15 protein-coding genes and 1 pseudogene are annotated in these 18,409 nt (G+C 41.8%); 2 read left to right on the top strand and 14 right to left on the bottom strand.

Features of this window, described 5'->3' with window-relative positions:
- Positions 1-4: 4 nt before the first annotated feature.
- A complete protein-coding gene (locus C6344_RS02295; RefSeq protein ID WP_106072691.1) occupies positions 5-2,131 on the bottom strand; it encodes a peptidoglycan D,D-transpeptidase FtsI family protein in 2,127 nt (708 codons plus the stop codon).
- Positions 2,132-2,467: 336 nt separating this feature from the next.
- On the opposite strand from C6344_RS02295, the gene C6344_RS02290 reads away from it, so the two are divergent.
- Entirely contained in the window at positions 2,468-3,268 is an 801-nt protein-coding gene (locus C6344_RS02290) for a CAP domain-containing protein (RefSeq protein WP_060596134.1), read from the top strand.
- Between the two features lie 39 nt (positions 3,269-3,307).
- On the opposite strand, the gene C6344_RS02285 is transcribed toward C6344_RS02290, so the two are convergent.
- The 11 genes and pseudogenes from C6344_RS02285 to C6344_RS02240 form a co-directional block, all read right to left on the bottom strand.
- Positions 3,308-4,138, bottom strand: a complete 831-nt coding sequence (locus tag C6344_RS02285) for an NAD(P)-dependent oxidoreductase (RefSeq protein ID WP_262982144.1) — start codon at positions 4,136-4,138, stop codon at positions 3,308-3,310.
- Positions 4,139-4,190: 52 nt separating this feature from the next.
- Positions 4,191-4,976 carry an SDR family oxidoreductase gene (locus tag C6344_RS02280; protein WP_066030970.1) on the bottom strand — a complete coding sequence of 262 codons (786 nt, stop codon included), beginning with the start codon at positions 4,974-4,976 and terminating at the stop codon, positions 4,191-4,193.
- A gap of 74 nt (positions 4,977-5,050) precedes the next feature.
- Positions 5,051-5,998 (bottom strand): methyl-accepting chemotaxis protein, encoded by a 948-nt coding sequence (locus C6344_RS19185; protein ID WP_411265993.1) that lies wholly within the window; start codon positions 5,996-5,998, stop codon positions 5,051-5,053.
- Positions 5,990-7,012: pseudogene (locus C6344_RS19180) on the bottom strand (cache domain-containing protein); the annotation flags it as partial. The pseudogene C6344_RS19180 and the gene C6344_RS19185, both read right to left, overlap by 9 nt.
- A gap of 115 nt (positions 7,013-7,127) precedes the next feature.
- Positions 7,128-8,156, bottom strand: a complete 1,029-nt coding sequence (splB, locus tag C6344_RS02270) for a spore photoproduct lyase (protein ID WP_060596131.1) — start codon at positions 8,154-8,156, stop codon at positions 7,128-7,130.
- A gap of 82 nt (positions 8,157-8,238) precedes the next feature.
- Positions 8,239-8,481, bottom strand: a complete 243-nt coding sequence (locus tag C6344_RS02265) for a transcriptional regulator SplA domain-containing protein (RefSeq protein WP_044331928.1) — start codon at positions 8,479-8,481, stop codon at positions 8,239-8,241.
- Positions 8,482-8,578: 97 nt separating this feature from the next.
- Complete coding sequence (ptsP, locus tag C6344_RS02260) at positions 8,579-10,297, bottom strand: phosphoenolpyruvate--protein phosphotransferase (RefSeq protein WP_034662824.1); 1,719 nt, start codon at positions 10,295-10,297, stop codon at positions 8,579-8,581.
- A complete protein-coding gene (locus tag C6344_RS02255; RefSeq protein WP_003211078.1) occupies positions 10,297-10,563 on the bottom strand; it encodes a phosphocarrier protein HPr in 267 nt (88 codons plus the stop codon). The genes ptsP and C6344_RS02255 overlap by 1 nt, the downstream gene beginning before the upstream one ends.
- A gap of 93 nt (positions 10,564-10,656) precedes the next feature.
- Positions 10,657-12,756 carry a glucose-specific PTS transporter subunit IIBC gene (gene ptsG / locus C6344_RS02250; RefSeq protein ID WP_060596129.1) on the bottom strand — a complete coding sequence of 700 codons (2,100 nt, stop codon included), beginning with the start codon at positions 12,754-12,756 and terminating at the stop codon, positions 10,657-10,659.
- Between the two features lie 202 nt (positions 12,757-12,958).
- A complete protein-coding gene (gene glcT, locus C6344_RS02245; protein WP_034662832.1) occupies positions 12,959-13,813 on the bottom strand; it encodes a glucose PTS transporter transcription antiterminator GlcT in 855 nt (284 codons plus the stop codon).
- A 55-nt stretch (positions 13,814-13,868) separates the two neighbouring features.
- Positions 13,869-14,858 carry a LacI family DNA-binding transcriptional regulator gene (locus C6344_RS02240; RefSeq protein ID WP_106072688.1) on the bottom strand — a complete coding sequence of 330 codons (990 nt, stop codon included), beginning with the start codon at positions 14,856-14,858 and terminating at the stop codon, positions 13,869-13,871.
- A gap of 93 nt (positions 14,859-14,951) precedes the next feature.
- On the opposite strand from C6344_RS02240, the gene C6344_RS18790 reads away from it, so the two are divergent.
- Positions 14,952-15,095: a hypothetical protein gene (locus tag C6344_RS18790; RefSeq protein ID WP_162839370.1), complete on the top strand. Its 144-nt coding sequence runs from the start codon at positions 14,952-14,954 to the stop codon at positions 15,093-15,095.
- 53 nt (positions 15,096-15,148) lie between these two features.
- Here the strand turns inward: C6344_RS18790 and C6344_RS02235 are convergent, their stop codons facing one another.
- Positions 15,149-16,243, bottom strand: a complete 1,095-nt coding sequence (locus tag C6344_RS02235) for a M24 family metallopeptidase (protein ID WP_060596127.1) — start codon at positions 16,241-16,243, stop codon at positions 15,149-15,151.
- 104 nt (positions 16,244-16,347) lie between these two features.
- Positions 16,348-18,267, bottom strand: coding sequence for a heavy metal translocating P-type ATPase (locus tag C6344_RS02230; protein ID WP_106071537.1), 1,920 nt, complete (start codon positions 18,265-18,267; stop codon positions 16,348-16,350).
- Positions 18,268-18,409: the final 142 nt, after the last annotated feature.

The raw sequence follows: 18,409 nt of genomic DNA, 5'->3' as shown, positions 1-18,409 counted from the left end.
CTGTTTACTGCTTTTCGTATTTCTTTTGTAATTCAACGTACTTATCAATAATTTTACTTGGGATGGTTTTAATGACGGAATCTTTATCTGAGACATAAGGTGTCACGACACTAAAAGCCACCTTCGGATTGGACGATGGATAATATCCCCCAAAGGTTAAATTGTACGTGGCATTTCCCCACCAGCTGCGGTTAGCACCATAGTAAAAGGTTTGGGCCGTCCCTGTTTTTCCTGCGACATCATGCTGACCAAAACGGCCAGCGGCAGTTCCACCTGTTGATGTGACCATTTTCAGCCCCATTTTGACGCGGTCAATATCTGCTTTCGAGTTGTTAATGGTGTTCAGCACTTTCGGCTCATATTTTTTCACGACTGGGCCTACTTCATTCTTCTTCGTTGGAAGGTGAACGCTTTTCACCACTCTTGGCTGAACGCGATTTCCTCCATTGGCGATCGTCGACATGTACTGGGCAACTTGAAGCGGTGTATACGTGTCATACTGGCCAATTGCTTCATCGAGCAAAAGTCCGCCGACCGTCTTAGGATGTGTCTGCATCCCGCTTGATTCCTGCGGCAAATCGATCCCTGTTTTCACGCCAAGACCGAATTGCGCATAGTAGTTTCTCATTTTTTGTAAGTGCTCAGGTCTTGCCGGTAACGGCCCATCCTTTTGATAGGTGATGCCCGCCATTCTCATCGCTACTTGGAACATGTAGACGTTGGAACTTTTTTGGAGAGCCTGAAGGTCATTGACCCATCCAAGAACTTTGTAAGACTGTTTCGGCTTTCCATTACTTCCTGCAAAATAAAGCGGTGTATCCATATAGGATTGGTTGTGTGACATCCCGTCCTGATAACCGCCAAGTACTGTGGCTCCTTTGACAACAGAGCCCATTTCGTACTGGGTCGTAAATGTTCCGATGGCATAATCTGTGACGTCTCTGCCATCCATTTTCTTGCCAGACATCGCAAGAACATCCCCTGTGTTAGGGTCCATCATCACGACAAATGCGCGGTCCATCATATAGTTTCTCGCACTAGCGGATCTAAGCTCTGATTCGACGATCTTGTCGACTTCCTTTTGCAGCTCCATATCAAATGTCAGTGCAAGATCAAGTCCTCTTCGTCCCTCTGTCCGCTTGATTTCATCGAGCAGCTTCCCGCCAACCTGAGTATATTGAACGGTCGCTTTCTCTGGGTTCAGAAAATCCTCGTATTGATACTCTAAATAGCTCTTCCCTACCCGGTCATTTCGTGAGTAGCCTCTTGCCATATAGTAATCTTCACGCTCTTTTATAATGCCTTGCTCTGGTGTGGTCACACCGCCAAGTACATTATAAAGCGTCTTTTCATACGGGTATTTTCTTGTCCAATCATTGATGACATTTACACCAGGCAGTTCATCCAGATGCTCTGACACAAGTGAAATCTCTTCATATGTCAAACTCACGGATGACGTCTGCTTTGACTCTTTTGTTTCATCGAGTAAAGCCACTTTTTCGTCCCCTTTTTTCTCTTCGTTCGGGTCCATTGCTTTCACAATTTGAGGCTCAAAGGCATATCCGCCTGTAAATCTACGATAGATCGCTGCAACTGCTTTTTCCTCTGCATCGTTTTCGATCGCCTTGACTTCTTTCTTAGACACACGCTCTACTTGAAGCGGATAGACATCCTTTGCTTTAAGATCCTTTTTCTCTGCTTTTGAAAGGAGCTTATCCGCTTTTTCCGGGTGGCTCGCCAGCCAAAAATCTCGAATGTCACGCTCTCTCAAAAAATCAGTATCCATTTTTATATAAGTTGCAAGTTTTCTTGCTACTTTAATCTTATCCTTCGCCTTCACACCACTTTCTGATGTATAAACGATGGCAGGTACACTTTCGTTATCAACGACGACTCTTCCTCTCGCGTCATACATTTTTCCTCTCGGAGACGGGTATGATGCTGTTTTGACCTCTGTTCGGTTTGCTTGCTTTTTATAATCCTCACCATTGACGATCTGCAGCACACCAAGCTTGATCACAAGTCCAGCAAATAAACTAAAGACAGCGAAGAAAAAGAGATTAATCCTCCAGGCGTTCCGGCGCTTGAATTTTTTCTGCTCGGCACCACCTTGATGCTGTTTCTCTCCCACTTATGTAGCTCCTCTCATCCTTTCAATCTTTTACAATTACCACTCATTATTGTAACACTTTTGTAATAGTTGTTACAGCGAAACAAGTGAAAAAAAGCTGTCAATCCCTATTATGCAAAAAAATATACTAACACTTTAAAATATTGGTATGTTTATGTCGTTTTCATTAAATGGAAGAATTCCCTATCCTTTGATATGAGGCGGGTTTTTTTGTGACTTTAACAAAAATGACAAACAGGCATTGTCAATGGAGGATGCTGGTACGTTTATAACAAAAAGTCCATGTTATGATTTTCTGTGAGAAAACAAAACAAAGATTTTAGGAGGAGTTACAATATGAAGAAGAAATCATTCTTTTTTTCAGCGCTAACGGCTGCTGCACTCATCACGTTCACTGGGGGACATTCAGCTGATGCGAAGGAGCTTAACCTGAAACAAGTAATACATGTACAGCATCAAACCATTGATCTTCATACATTAGCTGCAAAATTACATATCTCTTCAGATGTAAACAAGCTAAGCAAGTCGAATCAAAAAGAGATCGAAGCTCTTTTAAACAAGCTGATCAAAAGCGGTCAACCTGTTACTGGCACAAAAGTGGTGAAAGAAGTAAACAAAGCAAAAAATGAACAAAAACAAGAATCAGTGAAAAAACCTACTGCTTCTAAACCAAGTGCGCCAGCAAAACAAAATACAAACAACAATAACAATACAAAAGCTGATCAAAAAGACACAACGACAGCAAAAGCAGACAGCAGCTTGAATGCATTTGAAAAAGAAGTCGTTGAGCTTACAAACAAAGAGCGTGCAAAGCAAGGATTAAAAGCACTTTCTGTTGATTCAAAACTAAGCAAATCTGCTCGCGCAAAATCTCAAGATATGAAAGATAAAAACTATTTCTCTCATACAAGCCCAACTTACGGATCTCCATTTGATCAAATGAAGAAATTCGGTATCACTTACAAAACAGCAGGTGAAAACATTGCCCAAGGTCAAAGATCTCCTCAAGAAGTGGTGACTGCTTGGATGAACAGTGAAGGTCACAGAGCAAATATCTTAAATAAAAGCTATACACATATCGGTGTTGGTTATGTGAAATCTGGTAACTACTGGACGCAGCAATTCATCGGAAAATAAGATATCTAAAAAACCTGTCCCTAAATGGGACAGGTCTTTTTATTTTACCCATAATTTATATATACTCTGTGTGCCGCTGTTTTCTTCGCCCTGTTCGCTCAGCTTTTCATAAAGTGACTTTGCAAGTGAAAGTCCTGGCATTTCTTCTCCCATCAGTTCTGCTTCCTCAAGTGCAATGCCCATATCCTTGATAAAATGCTTCACGTAGAACCCTGGCTCGAAATCACCTTTCAGCATTCTTGGTGCAAGGTTTGACAAGGACCAGCTTCCTGCTGCGCCCGTTGTGATGCTTTTGAGCACGTGCTCTGGATCAAGTCCTGATTTTTCGGCATAGGCCATAGCCTCTGCAACGCCTACCATACCTGCTGCGATCGCAATTTGGTTACACATTTTGGTATGCTGGCCGCTTCCTGCAGGTCCTTGATATTGAATGTTTTCGCCCATTTGCTCAAATAAGGGCAGGCACGCTTCATAGGCTGATTTTTCTCCGCCAATCATGATCGCAAGCGTTCCATTTTTTGCGCCTACGTCTCCGCCAGAAACTGGTGCATCTAACGCAAACAATCCTTTTTCTTTCGCTTTCACTTCAATTTCTTTTGCCAGCTGAGGCTTCGATGTCGTCATATCTATCAGATAAGTACCAGGCGTAGCATGTGCCACAATCCCCTCTTCACCTAAATAGATTTCTTCTACATCTGATGGATATCCTACCATTGTGATGACAGCATCTGCATGTTCTGCAATTTCCTTCACTGCCGGCTTCCATGATGCGCCTTTTTGAATGAGCGCATCTGCTTTCGCTTTTGTTCTTGTATAAACGAGAACTTCATAACCAGCATCCATTAAATGTTCTGCCATACTGCGTCCCATTACACCAATTCCAATAAAACCAACTGTTTTGATTGTCACCCCATGTTCCTCCTTAAAGAGACTTTGTCAATCCACCATCAATGATGAGTGTTTGACCTGTCATATATGTACTTGCTTCAGATAAAAGAAAAGCTGCATATGCTGCAAATTCCTCTGGCTGTCCGTAGCGGCCAAGCGGAATCGCACGTTCAGCCTGTGCTTTGATTTCTTCAACTGTTTGGTGCTCTGCCTGTGCGCGGTGCTTGTCCAGCTGTTTAACGCGGTCTGTTTCAATTTTCCCTGGGGCTAACGTATTAATCAAAATTCCATCCTTTGCAAGCTCCTGAGCGGCTGTTTTTGTCCAGCCGACAATAGCTGGTCTAAAAGTATTTGACAGCATCAAGCCTGGGATCGGTTCTTTTACTGACATGGACGCAATGTTTAATACGCGTGCGCCGTGTTTTTTCAAATAAGGCAAGGCCTCTTTTAATAATCGAATATAGCTGAGTAAATGAAGCTGAAATGATTCCAACCAGTCCTCATCTGTTAAGGTTTCAAGCGTCCCTGTTTTTGGCCCGCCTGTATTGTTCACAAGAATGTCTAGACACTTCTCATCACCAGCTGCCGCTTGAACGAGCGCCTTGATTTGCTGCGCGTCAGACACATCACATACTTGATAAGTCAGCTTTCCTTTTACAAGCGGAGATAATTCTTTCACCGTTTCTTTCAGCGTGTGCTCATGCCTTCCTGAAAGCATCACATCCGCTCCCTCTTTTGCTAGAGCAAAGGCAATCGCTTTTCCGATACCTTGACTGCTTGCAGCGACCAATGCTTTTTTCCCAGATAAATTGACATTCATGTCAACACCTCCTCTGCTTTATTTTATCATACAAAAAGAACCTTGCTCACGCCGCAAGGTTCCTTTCCGCTTGATTACAGCTTAAACCGGTCAACCGCCTGACGTAATGCCTGGCTTGATTCGTTTAGCATTTCAGTCGAGGTTTTCGTTCTTTCTAACGCTTGGACTTGTTCATCTGTAGATGCATGCACTTCCTCTGCTGAAGCAGCAGATTCTTCTGAAATTGCAGCAATGCTTTGAATGGAGTCACTCATCTTCTGCTGTTCTTCTGTCATTTCATTGATCTGTGTATGAATGCTGTCGATTGAACCGACAAGTGCCTGCATTTCCATTGTGATACTGCTCAGTGCCTCGCCTGTTGCATTAATGGCTTCACCTTGTTCCTCATTCATCTTACTTGCTGCTGTCATCGCTTCAGCCGCCTTCTTCGATTCATCTTGAATGAGTTTGACGGTTTCACTAATGTGCTTTGTTGATTGCGCAGATTGTTCAGCAAGCTTTCTGACTTCTTCTGCAACAACAGCAAATCCTCGTCCGCTTTCTCCGGCTCTTGCTGCTTCAATGCTTGCATTCAGTGCAAGTAAATTCGTTTGATCAGAGATTTCAGAGATGGCGGTCACAACGTTTTCAATATTTTTCGTTTTATGCTCAAGGTCTAGCAGCATTTGCTCTACCTTTTTCGATTCTTCGCTCGCTTGTGTTGATTTTTGGACGAGCACACCAAGTGCATCAAGCCCTTTATAGCTTGCATCTTCAGATGATTTTGAGTTGGTTTGCATTTGTGAGGCAAGCTCACCCATATGGCGCACTTTCTCATACAAATGCTCTGATTTCTCATTAATCGTTTCTGCATCTGATGCCTGCTTAGACGCCCCTGTTGCCACCTCTTGAATGGCCGTTGCAATCTGTTCGCTCGACAGCAAGGTTTCATTTGATATTTGTGTGACTTCATCCGTTGATGTCACTACTTGGTCTGAAGCCCCTTTTACTTTTTCAATTAACTCTCTGATCCCCTCGGTCATTTGATTAAAGCTCTTCGTGAGGAAACCAATCTCATCTTGAGATTTCGTTTCAAGTGAGCTGGTTAAATCACCTTCAGACACCTTACGCACATGCTCGATCAGACGCTTGATTGGCGTTGTGATGCTTCTTGCTAATAAGAAACTGAGAATGATCGCAAGAACAATGGCAATGACTGAAATAATGATGCTTGTCTGATTCATTTGTTCTGTGATCCAAAGCAGTTTCTTTTTCTCAAAGCTGACACCTATTGTCCAATCGGCCTCTTTGATTTTAGATATGACCGTCAGTTCTTTGTTATCATCAAGACCGGAATTGTCGATCGCTTTTTTTACAGAAGCGACTTTTGATATGTTTTTTCCTTGCTCAGTTGGATGTGCCAAAATCGTTCCTTTGCCATCAACTAAAAAAGCGTTTCCCATATAAGGAATCTTTTGTTCCTTTATATACGATTGAATGGAAGACAGCTTCAAATCAAGTCCTGCGACTCCAACAACCTTTCCATTTCGCACAATTGCCTTGGTGGCTGAGACAACCATTTCATTCGTTGCTTTATCAATATACGGATCTGTCCAGATGACTTCATCAGGCTTTTCAGCCGAATTGATAAACCAATCTCGCTTAGTTGGATCATATCCTTCACCAAAATCAGACTCTGGGAAGGCAAACATTTTACCGTCACTTGTTCCTATATAGGCAAGTGAGATGAGTTCATCCTGCTCCTGCAAGACTTTTAGTTCATCGTTTTCAAAGGCTAATGTTTGTTTTGTTTGCTTTTGTGCAAAATCTTCAGTCAGTGTACTTGTTGCCAGTTTGTTAATTGTACCCCCGTAATTATCAAGCTTTTGTGCAATAATATCTCTCATGCTTTCTGCTGTTGCCGCTGTGGTGGTTTTTGCATCCCGTTCAATGAGTGGTGTTAATACTATGTTGGAACCCACTTGAACGGCCACGACGGTTAAAATTAAAATAACTGAGATGAAAACAGCTATTCTCACTTGAAGTTTCTTAAACATCTCATCACCCCTACATCCTACTTTCGCATCTTATTTTGTATATCGGCAAAATTGGTACCGCATTCAATAGTTGCAAGAAAATTTAAATAGAAAAAACAAGCCATAAAGGCTTGCTTTAAGTAAAATATTCAATTTTTGCAGACGGAAAGTACTGATCGATATATGATTCTAACGTCTGTCTTAGTTCTTGTTCCTCATCTTTTTGATAGATATATTTCCCAATTCCATATCTCCCCCACTTGTAACGTCTTTTTTCTTCATCCAATTCTAATTTTGATTTCGGATAGTTTTTTTGGATCACACGCTTCGCTGGTTTTGTAAAACGATGCTGAATCATTTCAAAGGTGATATCGTGCCTGACATCCTCAGTTAGGGCTGCATCGAGCTTTTCAAAAAGAACTTTATATCCTTCCTGCCAGCCTTCGTGAATGTAAATTGGGGCAATAATAAAGCCAAGAGGATAGCCTGCTTTTGCGACCTTAACAGCTGCTTCAATCCGCTGATCTAACGGTGATGTTCCGGGTTCGAAATATTTAATGACATAATCCGCATTGATACTAAAGCGGAATCTTGTTCGGCCATTATGCTTTGCATCAAGTAAATGATCGACATGATGAAATTTGGTGACAAAGCGAAGCTTACCAAGATCAGTCTGGCCGAAGTATTCAATCGCTGCCTTTAGTGTATGTGTCAAATGGTCAATTCCTACAATATCTGAAGTACAAGAAGCTTCAAATCTCGTGATTTCAGGCGCACGCTCGTTCATGTACTGCTCCGCCTGATCTAATATTTCTTCAACATTCACATATGTTCGAATGTACGGCTTACTTCCCATTGTCGTTTGCAGATAGCAATAATGGCAATGCCCCATACATCCTGTCGCAAATGGGATCGCATACTCTGCAGATGGTTTAGACGTATCAAACTTCAACGTTTTCCTCACACCAATGACAAGCGTTGATTTCGCATTACGATACTTTTGCAAGTCATTTTTACCCGGAATATTTCTTACTTGGTTATGTGAAGTCGTTTCTCTTATTTCAATACCCATACCCTCGAACTTTTCCTTCAGCTCTCGTCCTAACGGGTACTCTAACGCCCTTGGTTCAATGTAAACAAGCTGGGGCACAAAAGGTTTGATCATATTTAGCACATCCTTACCTTATAGGTTTTCATACGGTTACTTTAACCGCGCAGGATGGCTTTTATCCTTTCTAAAATCTCCCTTATTCAAACAAATCTTGATAAAGAGCTTCTGCTTCTTCATATGTTGGAAAGACCGCATCATCTGGAGCTAAAGGATGATACGTTTCAAGTAAAAATAGGGCAAGCTCCTCTTCGTTATATGGATGTGATACAATTTCTGCTTCTTTGATTTGTGCTACGTTTGCTGCATGTGGATTTCGATAAATCACATATACTTGATCACCCGGTTTATAGTCTGAGAAAGGCAATCTGGTCACCTCCATTTTTCTTATAGGATGCCCTTCTCTCTGCCGGATATGACCCAATATGATAAAATTCGACAAAAAAACCAGACAGGGTTACTGTCTGGTTTGAATTCACTTAGTGATGTTGAAACGTTTTCTTCACGAAATCAACCACTTCTTCTGTTGTGCTAAGTGATAAAATATGCTCTTTAAATGATGCAGCTTCTTCCTTAGAAAGCTTGCTTAGCTGTGTTCTTGCTGGAAGAATAGATGTTGCACTCATTGAGAATTCATCTAATCCTAATCCAAGTAGAAGTGGGATTGCGATTTCATCTCCTGCCATCTCACCGCACATGCCAACCCATTTACCTTCTTTATGCGCTGCTTCAATAACAAGCGTAATCAAACGTAAAATCGCTGGATTGTAAGGCTGGTAAAGATAAGACACTCGTTCGTTCATTCGATCAGCAGCCATTGTGTATTGAATCAAATCATTTGTTCCAATACTGAAGAAATCAACTTCTTTTGCGAATTGGTCTGCGATGACAGCGGTTGATGGAATTTCTACCATTATACCGATTTCAATGGAATCGGATACGTCTGTACCAGCGGCAACCAATGCTTCTTTTTCTTCAAGTAAAATGGCTTTTGCTTCTCTAAATTCTGATAATGTCGCGATCATAGGGAACATGATTTTCAAGTTTCCATATGTACTTGCACGAAGTAAGGCGCGTAGCTGTGTTCTGAAAATCTCCTGTTCTTCGAGGCAAAGGCGGATCGCTCTAAAGCCAAGGAACGGGTTCATTTCTTTTGGAAGCTGCAAGTAAGGGAGTTCTTTATCGCCACCAATATCAAGTGTGCGGACAACAACCGCTTTACCTTCCATCTTCTCTAACACTGTTTTATAAGCATTGAACTGTTCTTCTTCTGTTGGAAGCTGATCTCTGCCCATGTATAAAAATTCTGTACGGTACAATCCGACTGCTTCGCCGCCATTTTCAAGTACACCTTTTACATCTTCAGGTGTTCCGATATTTGCAGCTAGCTCTACGTGAACGCCGTCTTTTGTGACCGTTGGCTGGTCCACCAGTTTCGCCCATTCCGCTTTTTTAGCTAAGTAGTCTTCATGCTTTTTTTGATACGCTTTCACTTCATCTTCAGAAGGCTGAATGATGACGTCTCCGCTAATACCATCGACAATGATCAGATCATTGTTTTTCACCGTTTTTGTTGCTTCTTTTGTTCCAACAACTGCTGGAATCTCCATAGATCTTGCCATGATCGCTGAGTGAGAAGTACGACCGCCGATATCTGTCGCAAAACCTTTGACGAATTGTCTGTTCAGCTGAGCAGTATCAGAAGGTGTTAAATCTTCAGCGATGATGATGACTTCTTCAGAAATCATGCTTGGATTTGGAATGTCAACGCCTAGCAAATGTCCAGTTACACGTTTTGTTACGTCGCGAATATCCGCTGCACGTTCCTTCATGTATTCATTGTCCATTGCTTCGAACATGGTGACAAACATTGTCGCTGTTTCTTTTAAAGCAAATTCAGCATTTACTTTATCAGAGTTGATTTTATCCTTTACTGGGTTTAGCAGCTCTGGATCACTTAACACAAGAAGGTGTGCAGAAAAGATATCTGCTTTGTCTTGGCCAAGCTCTTTTAGCGCATGTTCTTTAATTGCTTCAAGTTCTTGTTTAGAAACATGAATTGCTTCTTCAAAACGCTTCACTTCTGTCTCTGGATCATTGATGTCTTTTTGGTGAACTGTTAAATCTGGTTCTTCCAGACGATATGCTTTTGCAATCGCAACGCCTGCTGAAGCACCGATTCCTTTCAGTTGTTGCATTACTCGCCTAGGCCTTCACTTTTCATTGTGTCTTTAAGCGCAGCAAGTGCATCATTTTCATCAGAACCAGAAGCAGAGATTGTGATTGTAGCACCTTTCGCAATTCCTAGAGACATTACACCCATAATAGATTTCAGGTTCACTGTTTTACCATTATATTCTAAGTTGATATCAGCATCATATTTACTAGCAGTTTGTACAAGAACTGTTGCAGGACGTGCGTGAATTCCAGAATCTGCAGTTACTTTGAATGTTTGTTGAGCCATTTTTATCAATCTCCTTTTTATACAATTAATACATCCACAATATTATATCATACTGCCGAGCTTGTCATCTAACAAGAACGGCAGTTATGAAAATTATTTTGAAATTTTCATGATGTTTTCTTGACCAGCTTTGATTTCACCGGATTCTTGAAGGTCAATAAATTGTCCTTCACCTAAGTTGGTAAATACAATTGGTGTCATCAAAGATGGTACTTCAGACTTAATTTTATCAATATCAACCTCTAAGAGTTTTTGACCGATTTCTACTTGATCTCCCTCTTGTACAAATGCTTCAAATCCTTCTCCTTTAAGGCTGACCGTATCAATACCGAAGTGGATTAAAATTTCAAGTCCACCGTCAGATTGCAGGCCAATTGCGTGTTTCGTTGGGAATACATTTAAGATCTTCCCTTTCACCGGTGAAACCACCGTTCCATCTGTTGGCAAGATGGCGAAACCGTCACCCATCATTTTCCCTGAAAATACTTGATCTGGTACATCTGTAATCGGATGAAGCTCCCCTGTAATTGGTGAAGCAAAAATTTCTTCACCTAGCTCGTTTTGAAGCGGTTTTGCAATGACTTCTTCGACCTGCTGGCTGACTTCTTCTTTTGCAGAAGGGTCTTTCGCTGGACGAGGCGTGCGGCCTGCAATGATGTCCTGCATTTGTGTTTTTAAATTATCAGAGCGTGGTCCAAAGATGGCCTGGATGTTGTTTCCTACTTCGAGAACTCCTGAAGCACCAAGCTTTTTCAAGCGGTCCTTGTCCACTTTCTTCTGATCATTGACAGTGACACGTAAACGCGTAATACAAGCATCAAGGTGTTTAATGTTTTCTTGGTCACCCATTGCTTCAAGAATTTCATAAGGTAAGTCATTACCCTTTTCAGACTTAGCACTATCTGCACCGTCAGCTGCTTCATCCTCGCGGCCTGGCGTTTTCAGATTAAATTTGCGAATGGCGAATCTAAATCCGAAGTAATAAATAGCAGCAAGTACGAGACCAACTGGAATCACAAGCCACCAAGCGGTTCTGTTTGGCAAGATACCGAATAAGAAGAAGTCGATTAATCCCCCTGAGAAGGTCATACCGATTTTCACGTTTAGAATATCCATAATCATAAAGGATAATCCAGCAAATACACAGTGGATTGCAAATAACACTGGTGCAACAAACAAGAATGAGAATTCAAGCGGTTCAGTAATCCCTGTTAGGAAAGAAGTCAGGGCTGCTGATCCCATAATTCCAGCGACAAGCTTTTTATTCTTTGGTTTTGCTTCATGGTAAATCGCAAGTGCTGCTGCTGGCAGACCAAACATCATGAACGGATATTTCCCTGTCATGAATGTACCAGCTGTCAGCTGAACACCATCTTTGATCTGTGCCATGAAGATACGCTGATCACCACGGACAAGCTCACCTGATAAGCTCTTATAACTAAAGAACTCATACCAGAATGGCGAGTAGAAAATGTGGTGCAGACCAAACGGAATTAATGAGCGTTCAATCACACCGAATACAAAGGCAGCAAGCGGCTCATTCGCTGCGAGCAGTCCTGTTGAAAACGAGTTCAGTGCACCTTGAATTGGCGGCCAAATGACTAGCATCAAAAGCCCTAAAATAAGTGCTGAAATAGATGTAACGATTGGAACAAAACGTTTACCAGCAAAGAAACCAAGATATTGCGGGAGCTCAATTTTGTAAAATTTATTATACATATAAGCTGCTAATACCCCGACAATAATCCCGCCGAAGACGCCGGTAGACAAGGTCGGAATGCCGAGCATATTAATATACGCTGGATGGCTTTCCTTAAAGAACTTAGCCAATTTGATGGAATCGGATGGAATCGATCCATTGGCCATTAATACGGCGCTCATTGTCACGTTCATGACAAGATAACCGATAATTGCGGCAATCCCTGCCACACCGTCTCCATTAGCAAGACCGATGGCAACCCCTACAGCAAATAAGAGCGGAAGATTCGAGAAGACAATGTTCCCCGCATTTTCCATGACACTTGCAACAAGCTGAATTGTATCATTGCTTAAAAATTGAGCCACATCAATCAGCTGCGGATTTTGCATCGCATTCCCAAGTGCTAGTAAAATACCAGCAGCAGGAAGGATCGCAACTGGAAGCATAAGTGCTCGTCCAATTTTTTGCAACACACCAAAAAGTGATTTAAACACTGGTTGAACCTCCTTTTGTTTTCGCTTACAACATACATGCGGGACGCTCCCTGACGTACATTTCATAATTAACCGTTTACATTTCACCTTCAAACACAAAAAAAGGCATGGTGATATAAGGTTGCGCAAATAACAGGATCTTATCCTGTATTTACCTTAAGTCACTCATGCCTGATCGAATCAGTTACACGTTTCAAGGAAACTATGAAATTTTATTTGTCAATCTGTACAGATGAAGTGTCAGGTAGACAGCCTCCGCATCCTGTACAGGCTTTTTCAAAGCATGTTGTAATATTTTGATCATTTTCCAAGCAGTATTGTAGCATAAAGGATATTCATTTTTCAATAGATGAAGCAATTTTTCTGGCTCCTCTAATGATTCTTCCCGTTTAATGCGCTCAATCGAAAATGTAATATGGCGCAATAAGCGTAAATAATGAATACTTTCACGGTCTACTTTCATATGAAATGAATCTTCTATGACTTGGACCATCTGCGTAATAAGCTGCGAATGACGGTTCACCTCAGATAAGGGCCGATTCGTCAAAGCTGAGTGAATATGGAGCGCAATAAAACCAATCTCTCCTTCTGGCAGCTTTGTTTCGACATCTGAACGCTCGTTAATCAGCTCAACGACTTCCTTTGCGACCTCGTATTCTTTCGGATACAGCGATTTAGTCTCAAGCATAAAGGGATTGGTGATATCATATCCTTGCTGCACCCGCTTAAAACTAAAGGCAATATGGTCAGTCAGGGCAATATGAATATGCTCATTCAAACGGTGCCCCATTTTTTCTCGTATATGATAAATGACGTCATTGGCAAGCTCGATCATGTTCTCATCAATGTGGTGAAGCAGCTGTTTATATTCTGTTTGTTCTTTTGTATTTTTAAGTACAAACATTTTTTCAAATGTGTCTTGATCGAGAACATCACCCGATTTTTTCCCGAAGCCGATTCCTTTCCCAATTAGAACCACTTCGCCCCAAGAAGGGTGTCTTGCGATGATGACATTATTATTTAACGCTTTATCAACGGTGAAGGATTCCATGAACATCCCCACCTCCTTCTTATTCAATCCCTCTTATCGTACAAAACAGATGAAACGTGCGTCAACGATTGTTTTTGAAAACGGTGGTTGATCGCTCGATCAGGCGAAATGGCAGCATTCTTTTTTCTGGTGCCTCTCCCTTTACGGCCCGGTCGAACAAGTCAAACGCTTCCTGACCCATACGTTTAAGCGGAATATCAATGCTGGAAATCCCCAAAGCCTCACTCAATTGATCATTTTGAAAGCCGAGTATGGCTGGAGATTCTCCTGCTTTTATATCATGACGCTGCGCCTCTAATAAAAAGCCTGCTGATACGTCGTCATTTGTGATGAATAATGCTGTGGGGCGATTCTTCATCTCCTGCCACTCTGTGAATAATTGTTTTCCATCAAAAAGTGTGAGCTTCCCTTCGATGATCCATTCTTCATCAATCTCCTGCCCGAGCGATTTCATCATATCTTGATAAGCTTGAAGTCGTGACTGGCTGTTTGCGCCTTCTATTCTGGCTAGAACAATCGCGATTCGCTGATGTCCGCATGCTGCTAAATGATGCAGCCCTTCTTTAAATGCTTGATCATGTGCAATCGACACCCTTGAGCAGTCTTCAAAAGGCGCCGGATGGCAAAAAATAATAGGCCCGGATTCCTGCCACCTTAAAATGTCTCGATCACTTAACGCATTTGAGCAAAAAATTAACCCATCCACGCGGCGCTCTTTTAAACTCATCAATGCTTCTTTTTCTTTTAAAGGATCATACCCTGTTTGAAATAAAGCAAAATGCATACCGCGCGCCTGTGCTTTCTCGGCAATCCCTGTGACAAGTCTGCTGAAATAAGAATGATCAATCGTTGGAAGAACAATGCCAAGCATATTTGAATAGCCCTTTGCTAAATGTACAGCCTGAATGTTTCTCGTATATTTGAGCTCTTTCATCGCATGTAGCACTCGTTCTCGTTTTTCTTCTTTGACATAAGGATGATCATTCAACACACGTGATACAGTTGTCACAGATACGCCCGCTCTTTTCGCAATCTCCCTTATGTTTGGCATTTTTTCTCCTACTTTCTCTTGATATGGTAAGCGTTTCATACTTTAAGATGTATGTGAGCTGAACAAATCACTGGATGGAAAGGGGAATTCAAGATGGGTATCATCATATGGATTATATTATGTATGACTGTTTTGTTTTCTGCTCGTTTTGCACTACATCCTTTAGGAAAAGAACATAAAATCAAACCGTTTGAATCAATTGATGATTTTTTTGTTGATAAGGATCGAAAAGAGTGACAAAAAATCACGATGACACTTCCAAGACATGGACGTTCATCGTGATTTTTTTATTACTTGATGATCGTCAGCTCTTTCGGATAATTGGTTAAAGTGACTGGACCATCTGCTGTGATCAGTACATCATCTTCAATTCTGACGCCGCCGACTCCTGGGACGTAGATCCCCGGTTCGATCGTATACACCATGCCTTCTTGGAGAAGATCATCATTTGCCTGGCTCATAGAAGGAAACTCATGAACAGACACCCCTAGACCATGCCCAAGGCGGTGAGGGAAATAGGCCCCATATCCAGCTTCTGTGATCAGCCCGCGTGCTTTTAAGTCCAGGTCTCCAATTCTCACGCCCGGCTTACTCATTTCAAGTGCCGCCATTTCTGCGTTCAGGACGGTTTGATAGATGTCCTTTTGCTTGTCAGAAGCTTCCTGATAGATGAATGTTCTTGTAATGTCTGAGCAATAGCCATCAACAATGACACCAAGGTCAAATAACACAAAATCGCCTTTTTTTAAGGCTGTCTGCCCTGGATTTCCGTGAGGCTCTCCTGATTTTTCGCCAAAGAGAACCATCGTCGAAAAGGACATGCCTTGAATGCCTTTTTTCTTTAGCTCATATTCAATGACAGCGAGCACTTCTGTTTCGGTGATTCCTTCTTTTAAGGCGTCCACCCCAATTTTTACACCTTCATCTGCCAATTGAGCGGCTTTTTTCAGTGTAGCTATTTCAGATTCATCTTTAATCAGTCTTAGCTGATTGAGCTCTTCTTCTGCCCGGACAAAAGTTTCTGCCCCGGTGGCAGCTTGAAGCTGCTCTGCTCTTTGAAGCGGAATCGACTCTTTTTCAATTGCAAGTTGAGTTGCTCTTACACCGCGTTTTTCTACTGCTGACTGAATGAAATCAAATGGATTCTCATGGTCTTCATAACCAATGATATCGCCTGACCATCCAGCATTTTTCGCCTGCTCGACTTCCATTTTAGGCAAAACAAAAAATGGATCTGCCTCTTGAAACACAAACAGCCCCATTACTCTTTCATGCGGCTCTGTGAAGTATCCAGATAGATAAAACACATTTTCCTTTGTATGTATAAATGCACCTTGAATGTCTTTTTCCTTTAGCCAAGAAGACAAGCTCTTCATTCGGTTCATCGTGATCCTCCTCACACGTTTTTCTACTGATCTATTGTATCAGTTTTTGCTATATTTCGCACAAAAGCGCACTGGCAGAAGCCAAGTGCGCTATGATGATTCGCTTAAGATGCCCGAAGAAGACGCAGTCCATTTAAAATGACCAAAATCGTACTTCCTTCATGCCCGATGACGCCAAAAGGCAAATCAAGCACTTGTAAGAAATTCGCACAAATTAACAAACAAATCACCGTTAATGAGAAAATGATATTTTGCTTAATGATTCGATTCATCTTTCTTGAAAGACGGATCATCTTTGTTAAGTTATTTAAATTGTTCTTCATTAAGATCAGATCTGCTGTTTCTAAGGCCACGTCTGTGCCTCCGCCCATCGCAACCCCCACATCTGCTGTGGCGAGTGCCGGTGCATCATTGATTCCGTCTCCTACCATGATGATGGAATTACCTTGTTTTTTAAGTTGATTGACCTCATGTACCTTTTCATCTGGAAGGCACTCAGCGACAACCGTTTGGATGCCGGCTTCCTGCGCAATGGCTTCAGCCGTTTTTTGCTGATCTCCTGTCAGCATAACGGTTTGGATGCCTAAATCATTCAGCTCTTGAATCATTTTTTTAGCTTCAGGTCTAATTTGATCCTTAAGGCCAAGGCAGCCAACGACTTCTTGATCCTTTTGAACATACACCACTGTGTATCCTTTTTCAGAAAGATAATCTTCCTTCTCTTCGATCTCGCGGTCCATTGAAGCCTTGCCGGCAAAGTCTTTCTTCCCAATCCGCCACGTTTCTCCATTCAATTGTGCCTTTACACCAAAACCAGAGGTTTCTTCAATGGTGACATGAGCTGATCTTTCTATGTGGTGCTCTTTTGCCATATCAGAGATCGCTTTCGCTAACGGGTGGTTTGATTGACTTTCAATTTGATAAAGCGCCTGATAAAAAGCAGCTTCCTCTTGTCCTTTAGCTATCACAACTTGATCTACAGCCGGCTTTCCGCTTGTAATCGTCCCCGTTTTATCAAAAGCAATCATGCTGCTTGTGCCTAGCTTTTCTAAAAAGACGCTTCCTTTGACAAGCATTCCGTTTCTTGCGCCGTTTGAGATCAGTGACAAAGCAGCTGGCATAATGGATGCAACAAGCGCACAAGGTGATGCAACAACCATAAATACCATGGCCCGGTAGAAGGTTTCACTCAAGCTCCAGCCTAGTACAAAATGAGGCAGAACCATTAAAATCGCGACGGTGATCAGTACACCTTTTACATACGCACCTTCGAATTTTTCAATAAATGCCTGGCTTGGTGACACACTTTCCTGAGCCGATTCGACAAGTTTAATAATTTTATGGAAAAGCGTTTCTTCATTATGTTTGGTGACTTCTACTGTTAAGGAACCATTTAAGTTCACTGTTCCTGCAAACACGTCTTCGCCCTGCCCTTTTTCTTGTGGTACAGACTCGCCCGTGAGCGCAGATTCATCTACACTTGTTCTCCCGCTTAAAATCACACCATCTGCTGCAATACGTTCCCCAGCTTTGATCATGATACGGTCACCTGGTGTTAAAGATGAAGCAGCGATTTGAATGGTCGTGCCATCTTCTTCAATTAAAGTCGCTTCATCTGGTGCGATGCTCATTAAAGCTGTTAAATCCTTCTTGCTTTTATTTGACGTATACGTTTCAAGCGCACCACTTAGTGAGAAAATAAAAATTAAGATAGCGCCCTCTGCCCAATATCCAATGATAGCTGAGCCTATGGCTGCGAAAATCATTAAAAGTTCAACATTCAAGCTTTTAGACGAAATGGTTTCTTCAATTCCTTCCTTCGCCTTTGCAAAACCTCCAATCATAAACGCAAGGATAAATAAAGGAATACTCCACATGCTCTCATCCTTTAGAATCCATCCAATCAAAATGAGAATCCCCGAGATACCTGCTGCTATTAATTCTCCGTGCTGTGCCCATTGATGAAGGGACCATTTCGATTCCTTTTGATTTGTTGTTTGATAAAGTGCTGTATTCTCATTCATGATTGTTTTCTCCTCTCTAATTGATAATGGTTTTCACATCATCAATCGTTGCCCGTTTCCTTTTTTCATCTATATTTTCTGCTATTTCAAGCTTTTTATAGGTCTGTCATTCATTATAACAGGTTCTGATCAATTTTCAATT

Origin of the sequence: Bacillus sp. GBSW19 (assembly GCF_002998655.1) — a bacterium.
GTDB lineage: Bacteria > Bacillota > Bacilli > Bacillales > Bacillaceae > Bacillus.
The sequence above is the reverse complement of the archived record's forward strand: the minus strand, read 5'-3'. Positions and strand labels throughout refer to the sequence as shown.